The sequence below is a fragment of the Streptomyces sp. NPDC002896 genome (genome assembly GCF_040295225.1).
Classification (GTDB): Bacteria; Actinomycetota; Actinomycetes; order Streptomycetales; family Streptomycetaceae; genus Streptomyces.
Genome location: NZ_JBEOVA010000003.1, coordinates 196,441 through 213,499 on the forward strand (window position 1 = coordinate 196,441; position 17,059 = coordinate 213,499).

The window sequence follows — 17,059 nt, forward strand, 5'->3', positions numbered from 1 at the left end:
TACGGCTTCGCCGGAACACTGCCCGGCTTCGGTCGATTGCACCCTACTTGGCGTCGCCCGGCTTCAACTGCGGCGGTACCGCCGCCATTCGATCACACGCGTCGACGACGGCCTGCTGCACCTCGTCGAGCGGGCGATCAGCGGCTACGGACTTCGCGATGGCCAGGGCAGCGGTCTGAACGGTCAGCGCGCGGGCCGGGACGTCGAGCGCCGCCCACGGGTCGCCTTCTGGCGGGACCGCGGGGCCGCCTACCTGCTGGTAGGCGGTCAGGAAGCGGGTCCACTCGTCCGGCGGAAGGAGGCCGCAGGCGTACCAGGCGGCCGGGCGGGCGAGGTCCCAGGCGGGCACGCCCAGACCCATGTCGTCCACATCGATGAGCAGCCAGGGCCCTTCGAGAGCCGGGTGGCGTACGAGCTGGCCGAGATGCAGATCACCGTGGCACAGGGCCCCGGCGCCCGGCATCGGTGCCTCGGCTCGGGCCCAGGCGGGAAGGCCGGACCAGGCGCGGAGCACCGGGGCGGCGGCGGGATGCGGGCCCGCCGCCCGGAGTCTGGCGATGGCGCGGGCCGCCTTGGCGGGGCCCCGCATCGGCGGGAGCCCGGCCGGGAGCGTGGACGGCGGGGTCGTGTGGAGGCGGGCCAGGAGCGTGGCGGCCGCTTCCCACGGGGCGTCTTCGGGGACCTCGGGGTCCACCGGGGTGCCGTACGGCCAGCAGGTGACCAGGCGGCCGTGCAGGTCGACGGGCGTCGGGCTGAGCGGGGGCAGGAGGACGCCGCTCAGGTCCGCGTGCGCGGCGACTGCCAGGCGACGTGAGAGCTCGACGGGGTCCGTGCCCGGGGCGTGGGCCTTGGCCACGGTGCCGCCGTGGCGGACAACCGTGCCGTCGGGTCGGTCGGCCAGCACCCTGTCCGGGGTTGCGCAGGTGCAGACGGCGCTCGGCGGGTGGGTCGCGGCTCGCGCCCTGACGGTCAGCGCGGGGAGTACGTCTGCGGGCAACGGTTCCTCTTGGTGTGCGGTGATCGGGCTGCTGGCATGAGCGTACGCAGGCCCTGCGTCGGACGAGTGGGCAATCTTGGCCCAAGACCACCGCAACCATCAATTGCGGAACCACAGCGGCGATCAACCACGTCCGCGAGAGCGGCGCCGGCTTAGGCGCAAAAAAGGGCGCAACCAGCTACGCGAGAGCGGCGCCGATTTAGGCGCAAAAAAGAGTGCCCGCGCAGCTCCCCAGCTGCGCGGGCATCTGTGCCGTCCGCCGCACCCCCGTCCCCACGGGGTTTCATGGCCGGATGTCCCCGCCCGGACCGCTCTTCCGGGCCTGGGGCGCCTCTCAACGCCCCAGCATCACGCCCACGGACGACGCCTGTGTGACCACCGCCTCCCAGCCGCCGAAGACGACCACGAGGAGGGTCGCCAGGGGAAGGACCATGGCGGTCGCCACCAGCGGGTGGCGCCGGCCGGACCGGCTGGTGCCGAACGCGGCGAGATACGCCCTGCGCCCCTGCCTGCGGATCATGGTCCGCGGTGCCGTGTCCGCCATGGTCCCTCCCCTGACCAAATCTGTGTGAGCCGCAGTGTCACCGACTCTCGTGCCTGGCAGCGGCGGGTGCTTGACCTCGGGGGACGAGTGCTGCACCCGCCGCTTGACCTCAAATCTAGGCGCGCGGGCGACGCCTGGCGTCATGCCCTCGTACCGATTGCCGGGCCTCCCGCAGGATGAGCGGTCCCCGGCCGCATACTCCCCTGGGTGGAGACGCGGACCTAGGACTCCGGGTCTTCCCGGAGGGAACGCCCTGTCTGCTCCGAACTGTCCTCCCTCGGCACGGGCTGCTCGACCAGGGCCAGCACTCGATTCGCCATGAACCGGGCCGTACGGACCACTGAACCGTTGCGCGTCACCTCGCTCACCTCGACCACGCCCCGGCGCACAGCCGTCTCCACGCGGCGGCCTGCACGGCTTGCCACCACCTCGTATGTACGCGTCGTGTCCCCCGCGTCCACGACTATCTCCACGCGATCACCCTTCACCGGTCCAATCCCCCTTCGACGACGGACGGTTGGGTATCCGGGCGGTGCCGAGCGGCCCGGATCCCCCTTCCCCTGGCCACTCTTCAAGTCTCCCACCCGGCACTGACAATCGATCGGGCCGTGAAGGCGCGGCCTGTGAGCGCACTCGGCCGCGGAAACGTAAGCTGTGGCTCGTCAGACGGACCGGCAGCGGGGATGGACATGGCGATGATGCGCCTGAGGCGCGAGGACCCGCGTGTCGTCGGCTCGTTCAGGCTGCACAGGCGGCTCGGTGCCGGCGGGATGGGTGTGGTCTATCTCGGTTCCGACCGGCGTGGCCAGCGGGTCGCGCTCAAGGTGATCCGGCCCGATCTGGCCGAGGACCAGGAGTTCCGCTCGCGGTTCGCGCGCGAGGTGTCGGCCGCGCGCCGCATCCGCGGCGGCTGCACCGCGCGGCTCGTCGCCGCCGATCTCGAGGCGGACCGGCCGTGGTTCGCCACGCAGTACGTTCCGGGGCCGTCGCTGCACGACAAGGTCGCCGAGGAGGGTCCGCTGACGGCCGCCGACGTGGCCGCCATCGGCGCCGCCCTCTCGGAGGGGCTGGTCGCCGTGCACGAGGCGGGTGTCGTGCACCGGGACCTCAAGCCCTCCAACATCCTGCTGTCCCCCAAGGGGCCGCGGATCATCGACTTCGGCATCGCCTGGGCGACGGGCGCGAGCACGCTCACACACGTCGGTACGGCGGTGGGGTCGCCGGGCTTCCTCGCGCCCGAGCAGGTGCGGGGCGCGGCCGTCACGCCCGCCACGGACGTCTTCGCTCTGGGTGCCACCCTCGCGTACGCGGCGACCGCCGACTCGCCCTTCGGGCATGGCAGTTCGGAGGTCATGCTCTACCGGGTGGTGCACGAGGAGCCGCAGCTCGACGGGGTGCACGATGCGCTGGCCCCGCTGGTCCGGGCGTGCCTCGCGAAGGACCCGGAGGAGCGCCCGAGCACGCTGCAGCTGTCGCTGAGGCTCAAGGAGATCGCGGCCAGGGAGGCCCAGAGTCTTACGGACACCCGGTCGCCGGCGCCGCGCGGGGCGGGCGACCGGCCGACGGGCCGGCTCACCGAGCAGTACACGGAACAGCGCACCGAGCGGGGTGTCCAGGGCGCTCCGCCGCAGGGCTCCAACGGCGGTTCACGCTCCGGGGGCCGCCCCTCCTCGGCGCGGAACACTCCTTCGCCTCGGAATACTCCGGCGTCCCGGAACACTCCGGCGTCCCGCAGCACCGCGTCGCGCAATGCCTCCTCCCGGAGCACCGCGCCCAGGCCCACGCCGTCCCGCAGCGCGACCCGCTCCGGGAGCCGTCCGGCGCCGCGCAGTGGTGCCGGACGGCCGGCGCCGAGGACGACGGGGACCGGTCGCCGGCCGGCCAATCCGCGGCTGCTCAGGCAGCGGCTCTTCGTGTTCGTGGTCGTGACGCTGCTGGTGGCGCTCGGTATCGCCGCGGCGCAGGGCTGCCAGGGGCCGGACCGCGGGCTCGGCGGCGTGGGTGACGTGCCGCACGGGGCGTCGCAGGCCCTGGCCGCCGGAGGGACGGGAGGCACCGGAGGTGCCGGAGCCGACGGAGCTGATGCAGGCGGCGCAGCTGCCGGAGGCGGCGCAGCTGCCGGAGGCGGCAACGCGCCGCACTAGTCCGTGCGGCTCCCGGTCGTCGCGGCGCCCGGACCCGGCGGATCTCAGTCCTGAGGGCGCCCCGTCGCCACCGCATAGAAGGCGACGGCGGCGGCCGCGCCCACGTTGAGCGAGTCGACGCCGTGGGCCATCGGGATGCGGACCCATTCGTCGGCGGCCACGAGCGCCTGCGTGGACAGGCCGTCGCCCTCCGCGCCGAGCATCAGGGCCACACGCTCCATCCGGTGCGGCGCGGCCTCGTCCAGGCTCTTCGCCTTCTCGCTGGGGGTGAGTGCGAGGAGGTTGAAGCCCGCCTCGCGGACCGCCTCCAGGCCCTTGGGCCAGGATTCGAGCCGCGCGTAGGGGACCGAGAAGACGGCACCCATGGATACCTTCACCGAGCGGCGGTAGAGCGGGTCCGCGCAGTCGGGCGACAGCAGCACCGCGTCCATGCCGAGAGCCGCGGCGGAGCGGAAGATCGCGCCGATGTTGGTGTGGTCGTTGACCGACTCCATGACGACGACCCGGCGGGCCGTCTGAAGGAGTTCCTCGGCCGTCGGCAGCGGCTTGCGCTGCATCGAGGCCAGCGCGCCGCGGTGCACGTGGTAGCCCGTGACCTGCTCGGCGAGGTCCGGGCTGACCGCGTAGACCGGGGCCGGGACCTCGTCGATGACGTCACGCATGACGTCGACCCACTTCGCGGACAGCAGCATCGAGCGCATCTCGTAACCCGCGTGCCTGGCGCGCCGGATGACCTTCTCGCCCTCGGCGATGAACAGGCCTTCGGCGGGCTCGCGCTTGCGGCGCAGCTCGACGTCGGTCAGGCCCGTGTAGTCGCGCAGGCGCGGATCGGCGGGATCCTCAACGGTGATGAGATCGGCCACAGGGTGATACTGCCTTGTCCTGGGAGTGGTGCCAACGGCTTGGAACGACTTCTGTTACCCGGGGTTACTCGGCCCCGCCCGGCGCCCTGCCGTCCGAGACCTTCACGACCTCGCCGATGACGATCACGGCCGGGGGCTTCACCTCGTGGGTCCGTACGGTCTCGGCGACCGTGGCGAGCGTGGCGTCGACCCGGCGCTGCGCGGCCGTCGTGCCCTCCTGGACCAGGGCGACCGGCGTGTCCGCGGGCTTGCCGTGCGCCACCAGCGTCTCGGCGATCCTGCCGATCTTGTCGACGCCCATCAGGACGACGAGGGTGCCGCGCAGCTTCGCGAGCGCCGCCCAGTCGACCAGCGACCGCTCGTCGTCCGGCGCGACATGCCCGCTGACGACGGTGAACTCGTGAGCGACTCCGCGGTGCGTGACCGGGATGCCCGCGGCACCGGGCACGGAGATCGAGCTGGAGATGCCGGGCACGACGGTGTACGGGATGCCCGCCTCGACGAGCGCCTGAGCCTCCTCCATGCCGCGCCCGAAGACGAACGGGTCGCCGCCCTTGAGCCGTACGACCGACTTGCCGGCCTTGGCGTGCTCGATGAGGGCGTTGTTGATGGCCTCCTGGGCCATGTAGCGGCCGTACGGGATCTTTGCCGCGTCGATGACCTCGACGTGCGGCGGGAGTTCGGCGAGCAGGTCGCGCGGGCCGAGCCGGTCGGCGATCACCACGTCGGCCTCGGCGAGCAGCCGGCGGCCGCGCACCGTGATCAGGTCCGGGTCGCCCGGGCCGCCGCCGACGAGGGCCACGCCCGGGGTGCGCGTGCGGTGGTGCGGGGCGACCAGCGTGCCGTCGCGCAGTCCCTCGACCACGGCGTCGCGGATGGCGGCCGTGTGGCGCGGGTCGCGGCCCTGGGCGTCCGTGGTGAGCACGGCGACGGTGACGCCTTCGCTGCGGCCCGTCGCGGGGGTCCAGGCGGTGGCGGCGTCGGCGTTGTCGGAGCGGACGCACCAGACACGGTGGGCTTCCGCCTCGGCTGATGCGGCGGTGTTCGCCTCGGTGTCGCCGGTGGCGATCAGCGCGTACCAGGCTGCGGCCAGGTCTCCGTCCTCGTACCGGCGGCGGTGCCAGGTGATCTCGCCCGCGTCTGCCATCGCCTCCACGGAGGGGGTCGCTTCCGGGGATACCAGGTGGACGTCTGCGCCGGCCGCGATGAGCGCCGGGAGGCGGCGCTGGGCCACCTGGCCGCCGCCCAGGACGACGACTCGGCGACCGGTCAGGCGGAGGCCTACGGGGTAGGCGGGGTTTTCGGCCATGGGAGGTGCGGCTCCTCTTGCGGGCGGCGGTGCGAGGGGGGCGCTGCGGCTTTGGAGCGGCCCTTGACGTGCGGATTTTAGGTGCGGGTCCACGATACGGCGGGGGCGGGGCGGTTTTCTTTCCCCAAGCCCGCCCCTTCCCGAGACCGGGGGCACCCGCCCCCGGACCCCCCACCCGCCGGTGCGGGTACGTCGGTGGGGCTGTGCCCACCCGTTCCTCCCCCCAGTGCCCTTAAAAGGCCTGGGGGACCCCCAGCGGAACGCCTGCCCACAGCCGCAGAACGCTACTTTTCGGTGACCCCCGCCGAGTCGAACGTCGCCACCTCGTGCATTGCTCTTGCTGCGCTCTGGACCAGGGGGAGGGCCAGGAGGGCGCCTGTGCCCTCGCCGAGGCGGAGGTCGAGGTCGACCAGGGGGCGGAGGCCCAGTTTGTTGAGGGCTGCCATGTGGCCGGGCTCGGCGCTGCGGTGGCCCGCGATGCAGGCGGCCAGCACCTCGGGGGCGATGGCCCGGGCCACCAGGGCGGCGGCGCCCGCGCTCACGCCGTCGAGGATGACGGGCGTACGCAGTGACGCGCCGCCGAGCAACAGGCCTGCCATCGCGGCGTGTTCGAGTCCGCCGACCTCCGCGAGGACGCCGATCGGGTCGGTGGGGTCGGGCTGGTGGAGCTCCAGCGCGCGACGGACGACCTCGGTCTTGCGGGCCAGCGTCTCATCGTTGATGCCGGTGCCGCGGCCGGTCACCTCGGCCGGGTCGGCGCCCGTGAAGACCGAGATCAGCGCGGCGGACGCCGTGGTGTTGGCGATGCCCATCTCGCCGGTGAGCAGCGCCTTGTTACCGGCGGCCACCAGGTCGCGAGCCGTCTCGATGCCCACCTCGATGGCCGCCTTGACCTCCTCGCGGGTCAGCGCGGGGCCTGTCGTCATGTCGGCGGTGCCGGCGCGCACCTTGCGGGGCAGCAGACCGGGCGTCGAGGGCAGGTCGGATGCGACGCCCACGTCGATGACGCAGACCTCGGCGCCCACCTGGTTGGCGAAGGCGTTGCAGACCGCACCGCCACCCAGGAAGTTGGCCACCATCTGGCCGGTGACCTCCTGCGGCCAGGGGGTGACGCCCTGGGCGTGCACGCCGTGGTCGCCGGCGAAGATCGCGACGGCTGCGGGCTCCGGGATCGGCGGCGGGCACATCCGGGACAGACCGCACAGCTGGGCGGAGATGATCTCCAGCATGCCGAGCGCGCCCGCGGGCTTCGTCATGCGCTTCTGGCGCTCCCACGCCTCGCCGAGCGCCTTGGCGTCCAGCGGACGGATGCCCGCGACGGTCTCCGCGAGCAGGTCGTGCGGCTGCTCACCGGGCAGGGCGCGACGGCCGTACGTCTCCTCGTGGACGACCCACGACAGCGGGCGGCGCTTGGACCAGCCGGCCTGCATCAACTCCGGCTCCTCCGGGAACTCCTCGACGTATCCGACACAGAGGTACGCGACGACCTCCAGGTGTTCGGGCAGATCCAGCGCCCGCACCATTTCGCGCTCGTCGAAGAAGCTGACCCAGCCGACTCCGAGGCCCTCGGCCCGCGCGGCCAGCCACAGGTTCTCGACGGCGAGTGCCGAGGAGTACGGGGCCATCTGCGGTTGCGTGTGGCGGCCGAGGGTGTGGCGGCCGCCACGGGTCGGGTCGGCGGTGACGACGATGTTCACCGGGGTCTCGAGGATGGCCTCGATCTTCAGTTCCTTGAACTGCTTGGCGCGGCCCTTGGGCAGCGACTTCGCGTACGCCTCGCGCTGGCGCATGGCCAGTTCGTGCATCGCCTGCCGGGTCTCGGCGGAGCGGATGACGACGAAGTCCCAGGGCTGGGAGTGGCCGACGGACGGCGCGGTGTGCGCCGCTTCCAGGACGCGGAGCAGCACCTCGTGCGGGATGGGGTCGCTACGGAAGCCGTTGCGGATGTCGCGGCGCTCGCGCATGACGCGCAGGACCGCCTCGCGTTCGGCCTCGTCGTATCCGGGGGCCGGGGGGCCGGCCTGCTGCCCGGGGATCCCCGCCGGGGCGGCGGTCTCTGCCGCGGCCTCGGGGGCCTCCTGTGTGTCGAGGCTGTCCGCGTTCTGCGCGACGAGTGGCTCGGGGTCCTGGACGTCCCTGTCCGGCACGGGTGCTGCCTCCGCGGTGGGAACGGGTGTGGGCTGTTGGCCGTCGCGCGGCGCGGGCACGATGCCGACGGGCTCGTGGTCGGATACGACCGGGGCGCTGACCGGGGCGGTCCCCTGTTCGGGGACCGGTACGACGTCAGGCGCGGGCTCGGACTCGGCGTCGGAGTCGGACTCGGGTGCCGGTGAAGGCGCTTCTGTGGCGACCTCGCCGGCGGGCACGGCCACGGCGTCCTCAACCGGTGCGGCAGGGGTCTCCGCCGAGGCGATGGTCGTCTCGCCGCCCTGCGGTGCCACCGGCGTGTCCGGGGCCGATGCGACCTGCGCGTCCCCAGCCAGGGCGGCGGGAATCTCCTCGGCTGGTCCAGCAGGGATCTCCTCCACCGGTGCGGCAGGGATCTCCTCCGCCGGTGCGGCGACGGTGCCGTCCGCTTCCTGCACGGCGGACGGCGCTTCTACGGTGACGACGGCGGACTCATCCACCGGCACGGCGGCGGGGCCACCGTCCTGGATGCCCACCGTGACGGCGGTGGGCCCGGCGATGGGCTCCACCGCCTCGGCGACCGGCTGCGATGCCTCCTCGGCGGGCTCCGCCGCCTCGGCGTTCGCGACAGCGGCGGCCTCGGCCTGCTCATCGAGCGGCGGCACCGGCGGTACGTGCAGTGCGTGCGGAGGCGTGGGCGCCAGGTGCGGCGTGGTCGGCACCGACCCCTCGACCGGCACGAACTGGCCGATCGGCTGGGCGCCCTGGTCCTCGAGGGCCGACGCGACCGGCACCTCGCCGAAGCCGTCGGGCAGTACGCCAGATCCATCGGGCAGAGCAACGCCGGCCCCGTCGGGCAGAACAGCGCCACTCCCGTCGGGCAGCGCAACGCCGGTCCCGTCCGGCAGTGCAACGCCGGTCCCGTCCGGCAGCGTGCCGGACGTCTCCAGCTGCGTGCTGGCGCCCTCGGCGTGCGGGGCGACGCCGGTCGGTGCGGCAGGGGTCTCGGCGGCCGTCTGGACATCGGCGGCCTCGGGCGCGAGTCCCGCCTGGCCGGCGTCGTCCGCGGTCGGAACCTGCTGAGCCTGCTCGACGTAGCCCAGCGGATCACCGTCAGCCACCGGCGCGGCGTCGTTCACCGGCGTTCCCGGATACGACTGCCCATCAGCGCCGGAGAAGCCGGCGGGCTGCTCCGCCTGCGCCGCGTCCGAGGCGAACCCCGGTGCCGGGATCTGCGCCTCGTGCAATGCGTGCAGCGGCTCCGCGTCGTGCGTGAGGTCGAGGGAGAACTGCTCACCGACGGACGGCGGGCCCGTCGGGGCGGACTCGTCCGCGTACACGAACTGGCCGGATTCCGCGGTCGGTACGGGGGCCGACGGCGGCGCCGTGACGGGGAACGCGTGCGCCCCGGCATCCGGAGCGGGCGCCTGGCCCGGCTGGTATGCATCCCCCGCGTGCGCGAACTGGGCGGGGTCCGCGGCCTGCTGAGCGACGTACCCGTCGTGTGCGGCCACGCCCGCGTGCTGCCCCTGCACGGCCTCTACGCCGTGCTGAGCGTGCGCGAACTCTGCGGCGCCCTGCTGCACATGTGCGGCGTCTCCGCCCTGCAGCGCCTCCATCGCCTCTGCACCGCGCTGGAACTGCCCCGCCATGTGCTGGATCAGCCCCGCATCGGCGCCAGGAGCAAGCGGCCCGGCGTCCATGGTGTGCGCCGGCTGCCCGGCGTCCGCTGCGGACGGGGCGAGGACCCCGTCCGCGGGATCCGGCGCAGGCTGCGCGGCAGCGTCCGGACCGACCGTTTCTGCGGAGGTTCCATGGATGGCCGCAAATGCCTCTGAATGAGGCTGGGGCGCCCACGCGGTAGCGGCGCCCGGCGTGGTCTCGCCGGTTCCCGCCGCCACGGAGGAGTCCGCATCGCCACGCGGAATGTCGAGGTATTCGGGGCCGCTCGTCGGCGGACCCGCGTGCCGTACGTACACCGGGTTCGGCGGCGTACTGGCCGGGCCCCGGTCGGCGAGCGAACGCACAGGGCTCGCGCTGCTGTCCGGCACGGGCGGGCCGAGGTGCAGCGGGCGGCGCACCGGCGCGGGCGAGGGTGCCGGGACGCGGACGCCGCTCAGGTCGACCGAGCCGCTGTCTCTGCCCGCCATCTCGTGCGGCCCTGGCTCGTGGGCGACGGCGGCGGGCACAGCGGTCTGCCCCTCGCTCCACGCGCCCTGGGCACCCGGCATCAGCAGCAGGTCGTCGTCATCGGCGGGGTTCTCGGAGGGGTCGAGGTAGGTGTACGCACCGGGCGCGGGGACGCCCGGCTGCTCCACCATGCCTGCGCTCTCCGGCAGTCCCTCGCCCGGGCCCTGGCCGGTGTCGGTCATGCGTAACCCCTCGCCCATCGGTTAGTGCTTCTTCGACCGGTCCCGGCCTTCGGCCGGGGCGGCCCCTGTGCCCGGAGCGGCGCACCGACCGCCCGTCATGAGAACGAGCGTGCGCGCCACGCGGCACGAACGGGCCGCCGGCAATGCCGTAACCGGCATTGTTCCGGTCAGACCGCCACCGCGGCAGCTGGATGCGTCCACGGCCCGCTGTGGACTGCGCCACGTCGCGCGCCCTCCGGTCCTGCCGTACCACACACACCCCCAAAACGGGCGCGCTTTCCGGACATTGACCAACGAAACATCAGCCACCCGAGTGCAGTACAACGATCGGCCAGCCTACCGCGCACCGTGTGGCGGCAGGTTCACGGGGCGCCCGTTCGGCCCCATCCGTCACAAGACCGACACTCTTCAGCGAGGCGGTTCGATTCGCCCTTCCCGGACTCCCGCGAGCAGGAAGGCAACGGTCCGTTTCTTCTCGGTCCATGCACGTGTGTCGAGTTCGACGGACTGCAGGAGGGCGCACTCGACGGCGTATCCGTGCTCCGTCAGGTCACGGCCGATGAGTTCGGCCTCGTCGCGGGTCGCGGCGTGTGTGACGATCCGCTCGGGGCGGCGGTCGGCGACGGCGGAGACCACCGCCACTCCCCCGCCTCCGACGCGTACGACGTCGGGTTCGGGGAGGTCCTCCAGGATGTGCGGGGCGGTGCCGTGCACGATCTGCAGCTGGACGCCGAAGCGGCGGGCGGCGGCGAGGGTGCGGGCGCATGCGTCGCTGTCTCGGTCGACGGCGATGACGGCTGCGCCGAAGCGTGCGGCCTCCGTGGCGAAGGCGCCGCTGCCGGAGCCGATGTCCCAGACGAGGTCTCCGACGCGCGGTCCGAGGCGGGCGAGTTGGGCGGCGCGCATACGGTCCGTCTCGCCCTCGTCGGGCTCGCTGCCGTACTCCTCGGCGGGCAGCGCCCAGCCTCGCGACGGGGGTCCACCGTGGCCCTCGGCTGCGGGGACGGCCGTCTGGTCGCGTCCGGCGATCCAGCCGCCGTTCTCCGGCGCGGCGACGGGGCCGCCGATGACGATGACGACGTTGGGGTCGCGCCAGGTGTGGTCGGCGGCCTTGTCGGAGGTGACGACGGTGACCTGTTCGCGGCCGGTGCCGAGCTCCTCGCAGATGACGAAGGTGCGGTGGACGCCTTCGAGGAGGAGGCCGAGTTCGGCGGGGCCCGCTCCGGGGGAGGTGAGGACGGCGACCTTGCTGTGGGCGCGGCACACGTTCACGGCGCGCCGCAGGGTGCGGGGGTGGGCGACCACGATCTGCGCGTCGTCCCAGGGCATCCCGGCGCGGGCGAACGCAGTGGCCACGGAGGAGACGGCGGGCACCACTTCCACCTCGAGGCCGAACTCGGGGGCCCGCAGGGTGCGTACGACGCCGAAGAAGCCCGGGTCGCCGTCGGCCAGTACGACGGCGGTGCCGCGGTGGGCGGCGATACGGCGGGCGGCGAGGGAGACGCTGCCGAGACGGATACGCTCGGCGGCCGCGGGCACTTCGGGCAGCGCCAGATGGTGTCCCGCGCCGGCCACGAGCGTGGTCGCCGCGAGCGCGGAGCGCGCCGCGTCGGTCAGCGGCGAACCGTCCCAGCCGATCACCGTGACCCGGTCGGCCATCGTCGTCAGTCTCCCGAGGGTTCTCGCAGGTCGTCAGGGGGCGCACGCGGCGCCCGAGGGCACCGTGAGCGTACCTGGTGAACCTGGCCGGCGGCTCCTCGGAGGTGGCGCCCGCGACTCTGGGCGGTTGTCGCCCTCCCTCATCGCCCAGCATGGGGGAGGAACGATTGCCCACGACGCGAGCGGCGACGCCCCGGGTCAGGACCAGTCGGAGAACGCCGTGAAGCCGCTGCTTTCGGAGAGCTGGTCGATGACGCCGTCGAGGTCCTCGGGGAGCAGGCTCCACACGATGAAGTCGGTGCGTACGTCGGTCCAGGTGCCGTCCTCCGCCCGGACGTGCGCTATGCACGCGTTGCGCAGGACGCCCTCGCTGATGCAGCCGATCTTCTGGGCGACCTGCTGGGAGGCGGTGTTGTCGGCGGCCGTGCGCAGCTCGATGCGTTCGAACTTCTGGTCGCTGAACAGCCATTGGGCGGTGGCGAGCGCTGCCTCGGCGGCGTAGCCCTCGCCGCGGGCCCAGGGGGCGATGACGTACGACAGTTCGGTGGCCCGAACGTGCCAGTTGGTCTTGGTCAGCTGGACGATGCCGACCAGGCGCTGGGTGAGGAACTCCGTGACGGCGAGGTCCAGCCCGCGGCCCGCCGCGCGTTCGGTGGGGGCGTACTCGGTGATCCAGGTGCGGGCCCCGTCCTCGGTGTAGGGCTGCGGGACGTCGGTCCAGGCGCCGACCTGCTCGTCGTTCATCATCTCGGCCAGGGCGGGCACGTCGTCCTCGTCGAGGGGACGCAGCACCAACCGCTCCGTGCTGATGGAGATGTTGGGGAAGGTGCTAGTCATGCGCTGCTCCGTAACCGTCAGGAACCGTAAGCCCGGCAGGCCATAAGGCCGGTGGACCGTAAGGCCGGTGGCCCGTAAGCCCTGTTGACCGTAAGCCCAGGTGTGAATGCCCCAGCATGCAGCATCGCGGCGCGGAACTGCACCATGGGGTCCGCTCCTGTTCGCGAGCGGACCCCATGGCGGCCGAAAGGGTGTCAGGCGCCGGTGACCGGCAGGACCGAGCCCTTGTACTTGTCCTCGATGAACTTCTTCACCTCGGACGACTGGAGGAGCTTGACCAGCTTCTCGACCCGCGGGTCGTCCTCGTTGCCCTTCTTGACGGCGAGGATGTTGGCGTACGGGTTGTTCTTCGCGGACTCCAGGTGGATGGCGTCCTCGGTGGGGCTGAGGCCCGCGTCCTGGGCGAAGTTGTTGTTGATGACGGACGCGCCGACGTCGTCCAGGGAGCGGGGCAGCTGGGCCGGCTCCAGCTCCTTGATGACGAGCTTCTTGGGGTTCGACACGATGTCCGCCGGCGATGCGTCGGCCCCCGCGTCCTTCTTGAGCTCGATGACGCCCTGGGCGGCGAGGAGCTTCAGCGCCCGGCCCTCGTTGGTCGTGTCGTTGGGCACGGTGACGGTGGCGCCTTCGGGGAGGCCGGCGACGTCCTTGACCTTCTTGGAGTACACGCCCATGGGGGGCAGGTATGCCTGCACGACGGGGACCAGGTCCGTGCCCTTGGACTTGTTGAAGTCGTCCAGGAACGGCTTGTTCTGGTACAGGTTGGCGTCGAGCGAGCCCTCGTTGAGCGCGGTGTTCGGCAGGACGTAGTCCGTGAACTCCTTGATCTCCAGGTCGAGGCCGGCCTTCTCCGCGAGGTTGTCCTTGACGTACGTGAGGACCTCGCCGGCCGGGACCGCGGTGGCGCCGACGATCAGCGTGCCCTCGTCGTCACCGCCCGCGGACGAGGAGCCCGAGCCGCAGGCCGTCAGGCCCAGGGCCAGAGCGATCCCTGCGGCCGCGGTGGATATGGCTGTCTTGCGCATGGTGCGACTGTCTCCGTTGCTCGGGCCGGCTCAGAACGACGGGATGACGGAGCCGTCGTACTTGTCCTCGATGAACTTCTTCACCTCGTCGGACGTGAGCAGCTTGGCGAGCTTCTTCACGCGCGGGTCGTCCTCGTTGCCGTCCTTGACGGCGAGGAAGTTGCCGTACGGGCTGTTGTCCGCGGACTCCAGCACCAGGGCGTCCTCGGAGGGCTTGAGGTCCGCCTCGATGGCGTAGTTGCCGTTGACCACCGCGGCGTCGACGTCGTCCAGGGAGCGCGGGGTCTGGGCCGCCTCCAGCTCCTTGAACTGCAGGTTCTTCGGGTTCTTGGCGATGTCCTTGGGGGTCGCCTCGCTGCCCACGCCGTCCTTGAGCGTGATGATCCCGTTGGCGTCGAGGAGCTTGAGCGCCCGCGCCTCGTTGACCGTGTCGTTCGGGACGGCGATGGTGGCACCGCTCTTGAGGTCGTCGGCCGACTTGATCTTGTTCGAGTAGAGGCCGAGCGGCTCCAGGTGGACCGTCACGACGGGCACGATGTGGGTGCCGTTCTTCTTGTTGAAGTCGTCGAGGTACGGCTTGTTCTGGAAGTAGTTGGCGTCGACAGACCCGTCCTCGGTCGCCGTGTTCGGCGTGACGTAGTCGGTGAACTCCTTGACCTCGAGGTTGAGGCCCGCGTCCTTCGCCAGGTTGTCCTTGACGTAGTTCAGGATCGCGGCGTGCGGGGTCGGGCTCGCGGCGACGACCAGCGGGTCGGAGGCGTCGGCCTTGGCGCCCGAGCCGGAGTCCGAACCGCAGGCGGTCAGCCCGAAGGTGAGGGCTCCGGCGGCGAGGACGGCGGTGGTGATCTTGGCGGTGTTACGCACGAAAAGTGCCTTTCTCCATGGGTGGTGCGACCCCGTCGTGGGTGGGCGGGGAGATTCGGGGAGGAATGCGTGTCCGGGTCCGGGACTCAGGGGACCTTGGTCACCTCGGCGGCCGGGGCCCTGCCGGCCTCCGTGGCCTGGGCGGGGATGGTGCCGGTCCCGGCAGCGGTGTCGGCGCCGGACGCGGCCTCGGCCTTGAGGAACCTCAGCTTCGGTGCGGCTCCGGAGCGACCGCCCCGCCGGTGCAGTCCGCGTGCGGCGTAGTCGCCGGCGAACTGGATGACGGAGATGACCACGGCGAGGATCGCCACGGTGATCCACATCAGACCGGTCTCGAACCGCTGGTAGCCGTAGCGGATGGCGATGTCGCCGAGGCCGCCCGCGCCGACGGTGCCCGCCATCGCCGAGTACCCGATGAGCGCGACGATGGTCGTGGTGGCGCTGGAGATCAGCGACGGCAGTGATTCGGGGACGAGGACCTTGCGTACGACGGTCCAGGTGTTGCCGCCCATCGCCTGCACGGCCTCGACGAGGCCGCCGTCCACCTCGCGGACGGCCGTTTCGACGAGCCGCGCGAAGAACGGGATCGCGCCGATCGCGAGCGGCACGATCGCGGCCTCGCGACCGATGGTGGTGCCGGTGATCCAGCGGGTGAAGCTCATCAGAGCCACCATCAGGATGATGAACGGCAGCGAGCGGGCGACGTTCACGATCTGCCCGATCACCTTGTTCAGGACGGTGTTCTGCAGCAGCCCGCCCCGGTCCGTGAGGACCAGCAGGATGCCGAGCGGCAGACCGCCGACGACCGCGATGAGGGTCGACCAGCCGACCATGTAGAGCGTGTCCCAACACGCCTGGGACAGCAGCGGCTGCATCTCCGACCAGGTCACTTGGCACCTTCCTTCAGCAGCACGGGCTCCTGGCCCAGGACGTCGATCTGCAGCCCCTGTTCGCGCAGGAAGCCGATGGGCACGACGTTCTCCTCGTAGCGGCCGGGCAGTTCGATGCGCATACGGCCGACCTGCTTGCCCGCGACGGTGTCCATCGCGGCGCCGAGGATCGAGATGTCGATGTTGTACGTGCGGGAGAGCTGCGAGATCACGGGCTGGGTCGCGGCCTCGCCGTGGAAGGTCACGTCGACGACGGTGCGGTCGTCACCGGAGGCGTCGCCGCTCACCGGGAAGAGGGCCGCGGCCAGCTCCGAGCCGGGGGTGGCCAGGAGCTCGGTGACGGTGCCGGACTCGACGATCCGGCCCTTCTCCATGAGGGCGGCCGAGTCGCAGATGGTCTTGACAACGTCCATCTCGTGCGTGATGAGCAGGACGGTCAGGCCGAGCTGCTGGTTGAGGTCGCGCAGCAGCTGGAGGATGGAGCGGGTGGTCTCGGGGTCGAGGGCGCTGGTGGCCTCGTCCGAGAGCAGCACCTTCGGGTCGCCGGCGAGGGCGCGGGCGATGCCGACGCGCTGCTTCTGGCCGCCGGAGAGCTGGGCCGGGTAGGCCTTCGACTTGTCGGAGAGGCCGACCAGGTCGAGGAGTTCCAGGGCCTTGCGCGAGCGCTCCTTGCCGGAGACGCCGAGGATCTCCAGGGGCAGCTCGACGTTGGCCTGGACGGTGCGCGACGACAGCAGGTTGAAGTGCTGGAAGACCATGCCGATGCGGCTGCGGGCCTCGCGCAGCTCCCTGCCGGCGCGCGGGCCGCTTCCGGCCAGGGCGGTGAGGTCCTGGCCGCCGACGGTCACGGTGCCGGCGGTGGGGCGCTCCAGGAGGTTGATGCAGCGGATCAGCGAGGACTTTCCGGCGCCGCTCTGGCCGATGACGCCGTACACCTCGCCTTCGCGGACGTGGAGGTCGACGCCGTCGAGGGCGGTCACCTCGCGGCCGCGCGAGCGGTAGACCTTGGTCAGGCCCGATGTGGTGATCACGTGTGTTTCCGTCACTGTCGAGTGCGCGGCGCGAATGGCGGCCGGCACGGGGCATTCATGGTCGGAACGCGGCACGGTTCTCGCTCATGGCGATGGGAACCGGGGAGAAGCGTGTGCGCGGGGCAGGCTCAGTCCGTGCGTGGTGGGCAGGCAGCTGTCAGGACGTGCGGATCAGCGTGTGCAGTCACCTACGGACATGGCTGGGCAAGTCTCGCTTCGGGGCGCGAGTCTCTTGGCGGTACTGGGGCCCTCAGAAGGCGCACATTCGACACATACAACGAGCACCGGGCGTCGTGATCGCCTCGGTCGCGGATACGCGGTAGCTCGTCGTGGTCATGCATCAAGTAAAGCAGACGTCATGTCGGACCCAGCCACCCGCTGTCCGAATACCGGACAC

At 71.9% G+C, this 17,059-nt stretch carries 13 protein-coding genes; 1 reads left to right on the forward strand and 12 read right to left on the reverse strand.

The annotated features are described in order from the left end of the window. Positions 1-43: 43 nt before the first annotated feature. The 3 genes from ABT009_RS05580 to ABT009_RS05590 all read right to left on the reverse strand — a co-directional run bounded on the left by ABT009_RS05580 (position 44) and on the right by ABT009_RS05590 (position 2,029). Positions 44-997 carry an aminoglycoside phosphotransferase family protein gene (locus tag ABT009_RS05580; RefSeq protein WP_351289862.1) on the reverse strand — a complete coding sequence of 318 codons (954 nt, stop codon included), beginning with the start codon at positions 995-997 and terminating at the stop codon, positions 44-46. A 334-nt stretch (positions 998-1,331) separates the two neighbouring features. Beyond that, positions 1,332-1,541 (reverse strand): hypothetical protein, encoded by a 210-nt coding sequence (locus ABT009_RS05585; protein WP_351289864.1) that lies wholly within the window; start codon positions 1,539-1,541, stop codon positions 1,332-1,334. 221 nt (positions 1,542-1,762) lie between these two features. Next, positions 1,763-2,029 (reverse strand): DUF8836 family protein, encoded by a 267-nt coding sequence (locus tag ABT009_RS05590; RefSeq protein ID WP_351289866.1) that lies wholly within the window; start codon positions 2,027-2,029, stop codon positions 1,763-1,765. A 195-nt stretch (positions 2,030-2,224) separates the two neighbouring features. Here ABT009_RS05590 and ABT009_RS05595 point away from each other — a divergent pair, with 195 nt between their 5' ends. After that, complete coding sequence (locus ABT009_RS05595; protein ID WP_351289868.1) at positions 2,225-3,685, forward strand: serine/threonine-protein kinase; 1,461 nt, start codon at positions 2,225-2,227, stop codon at positions 3,683-3,685. A 44-nt stretch (positions 3,686-3,729) separates the two neighbouring features. On the opposite strand, the gene ABT009_RS05600 is transcribed toward ABT009_RS05595, so the two are convergent. The 9 genes from ABT009_RS05600 to ABT009_RS05640 all read right to left on the reverse strand — a co-directional run bounded on the left by ABT009_RS05600 (position 3,730) and on the right by ABT009_RS05640 (position 16,662). Next, positions 3,730-4,548 carry a TrmH family RNA methyltransferase gene (locus ABT009_RS05600; protein WP_351289870.1) on the reverse strand — a complete coding sequence of 273 codons (819 nt, stop codon included), beginning with the start codon at positions 4,546-4,548 and terminating at the stop codon, positions 3,730-3,732. Between the two features lie 64 nt (positions 4,549-4,612). Then, positions 4,613-5,857 (reverse strand): uroporphyrinogen-III C-methyltransferase, encoded by a 1,245-nt coding sequence (cobA, locus tag ABT009_RS05605; protein ID WP_351289872.1) that lies wholly within the window; start codon positions 5,855-5,857, stop codon positions 4,613-4,615. A gap of 284 nt (positions 5,858-6,141) precedes the next feature. Further along, entirely contained in the window at positions 6,142-10,356 is a 4,215-nt protein-coding gene (gene cobT / locus ABT009_RS05610; protein ID WP_351289874.1) for a nicotinate-nucleotide--dimethylbenzimidazole phosphoribosyltransferase, read from the reverse strand. Between the two features lie 408 nt (positions 10,357-10,764). Next, positions 10,765-12,015 (reverse strand): precorrin-6y C5,15-methyltransferase (decarboxylating) subunit CbiE, encoded by a 1,251-nt coding sequence (gene cbiE / locus ABT009_RS05615; protein ID WP_351289876.1) that lies wholly within the window; start codon positions 12,013-12,015, stop codon positions 10,765-10,767. A 198-nt stretch (positions 12,016-12,213) separates the two neighbouring features. After that, a complete protein-coding gene (locus tag ABT009_RS05620; RefSeq protein ID WP_351289878.1) occupies positions 12,214-12,852 on the reverse strand; it encodes a GNAT family N-acetyltransferase in 639 nt (212 codons plus the stop codon). Between the two features lie 194 nt (positions 12,853-13,046). Continuing rightward, the gene (locus tag ABT009_RS05625) at positions 13,047-13,877 is read right to left on the reverse strand and encodes a MetQ/NlpA family ABC transporter substrate-binding protein (RefSeq protein ID WP_351289880.1); all 831 of its coding nucleotides are present in this window, start codon (positions 13,875-13,877) and stop codon (positions 13,047-13,049) included. Between the two features lie 30 nt (positions 13,878-13,907). Then, entirely contained in the window at positions 13,908-14,741 is an 834-nt protein-coding gene (locus tag ABT009_RS05630) for a MetQ/NlpA family ABC transporter substrate-binding protein (RefSeq protein WP_351289882.1), read from the reverse strand. An 86-nt stretch (positions 14,742-14,827) separates the two neighbouring features. Beyond that, complete coding sequence (locus ABT009_RS05635) at positions 14,828-15,631, reverse strand: methionine ABC transporter permease (RefSeq protein WP_351289884.1); 804 nt, start codon at positions 15,629-15,631, stop codon at positions 14,828-14,830. Beyond that, complete coding sequence (locus tag ABT009_RS05640; RefSeq protein WP_351289886.1) at positions 15,628-16,662, reverse strand: methionine ABC transporter ATP-binding protein; 1,035 nt, start codon at positions 16,660-16,662, stop codon at positions 15,628-15,630. The genes ABT009_RS05635 and ABT009_RS05640 overlap by 4 nt, the downstream gene beginning before the upstream one ends. Between the last annotated feature and the right edge of the window lie 397 nt (positions 16,663-17,059).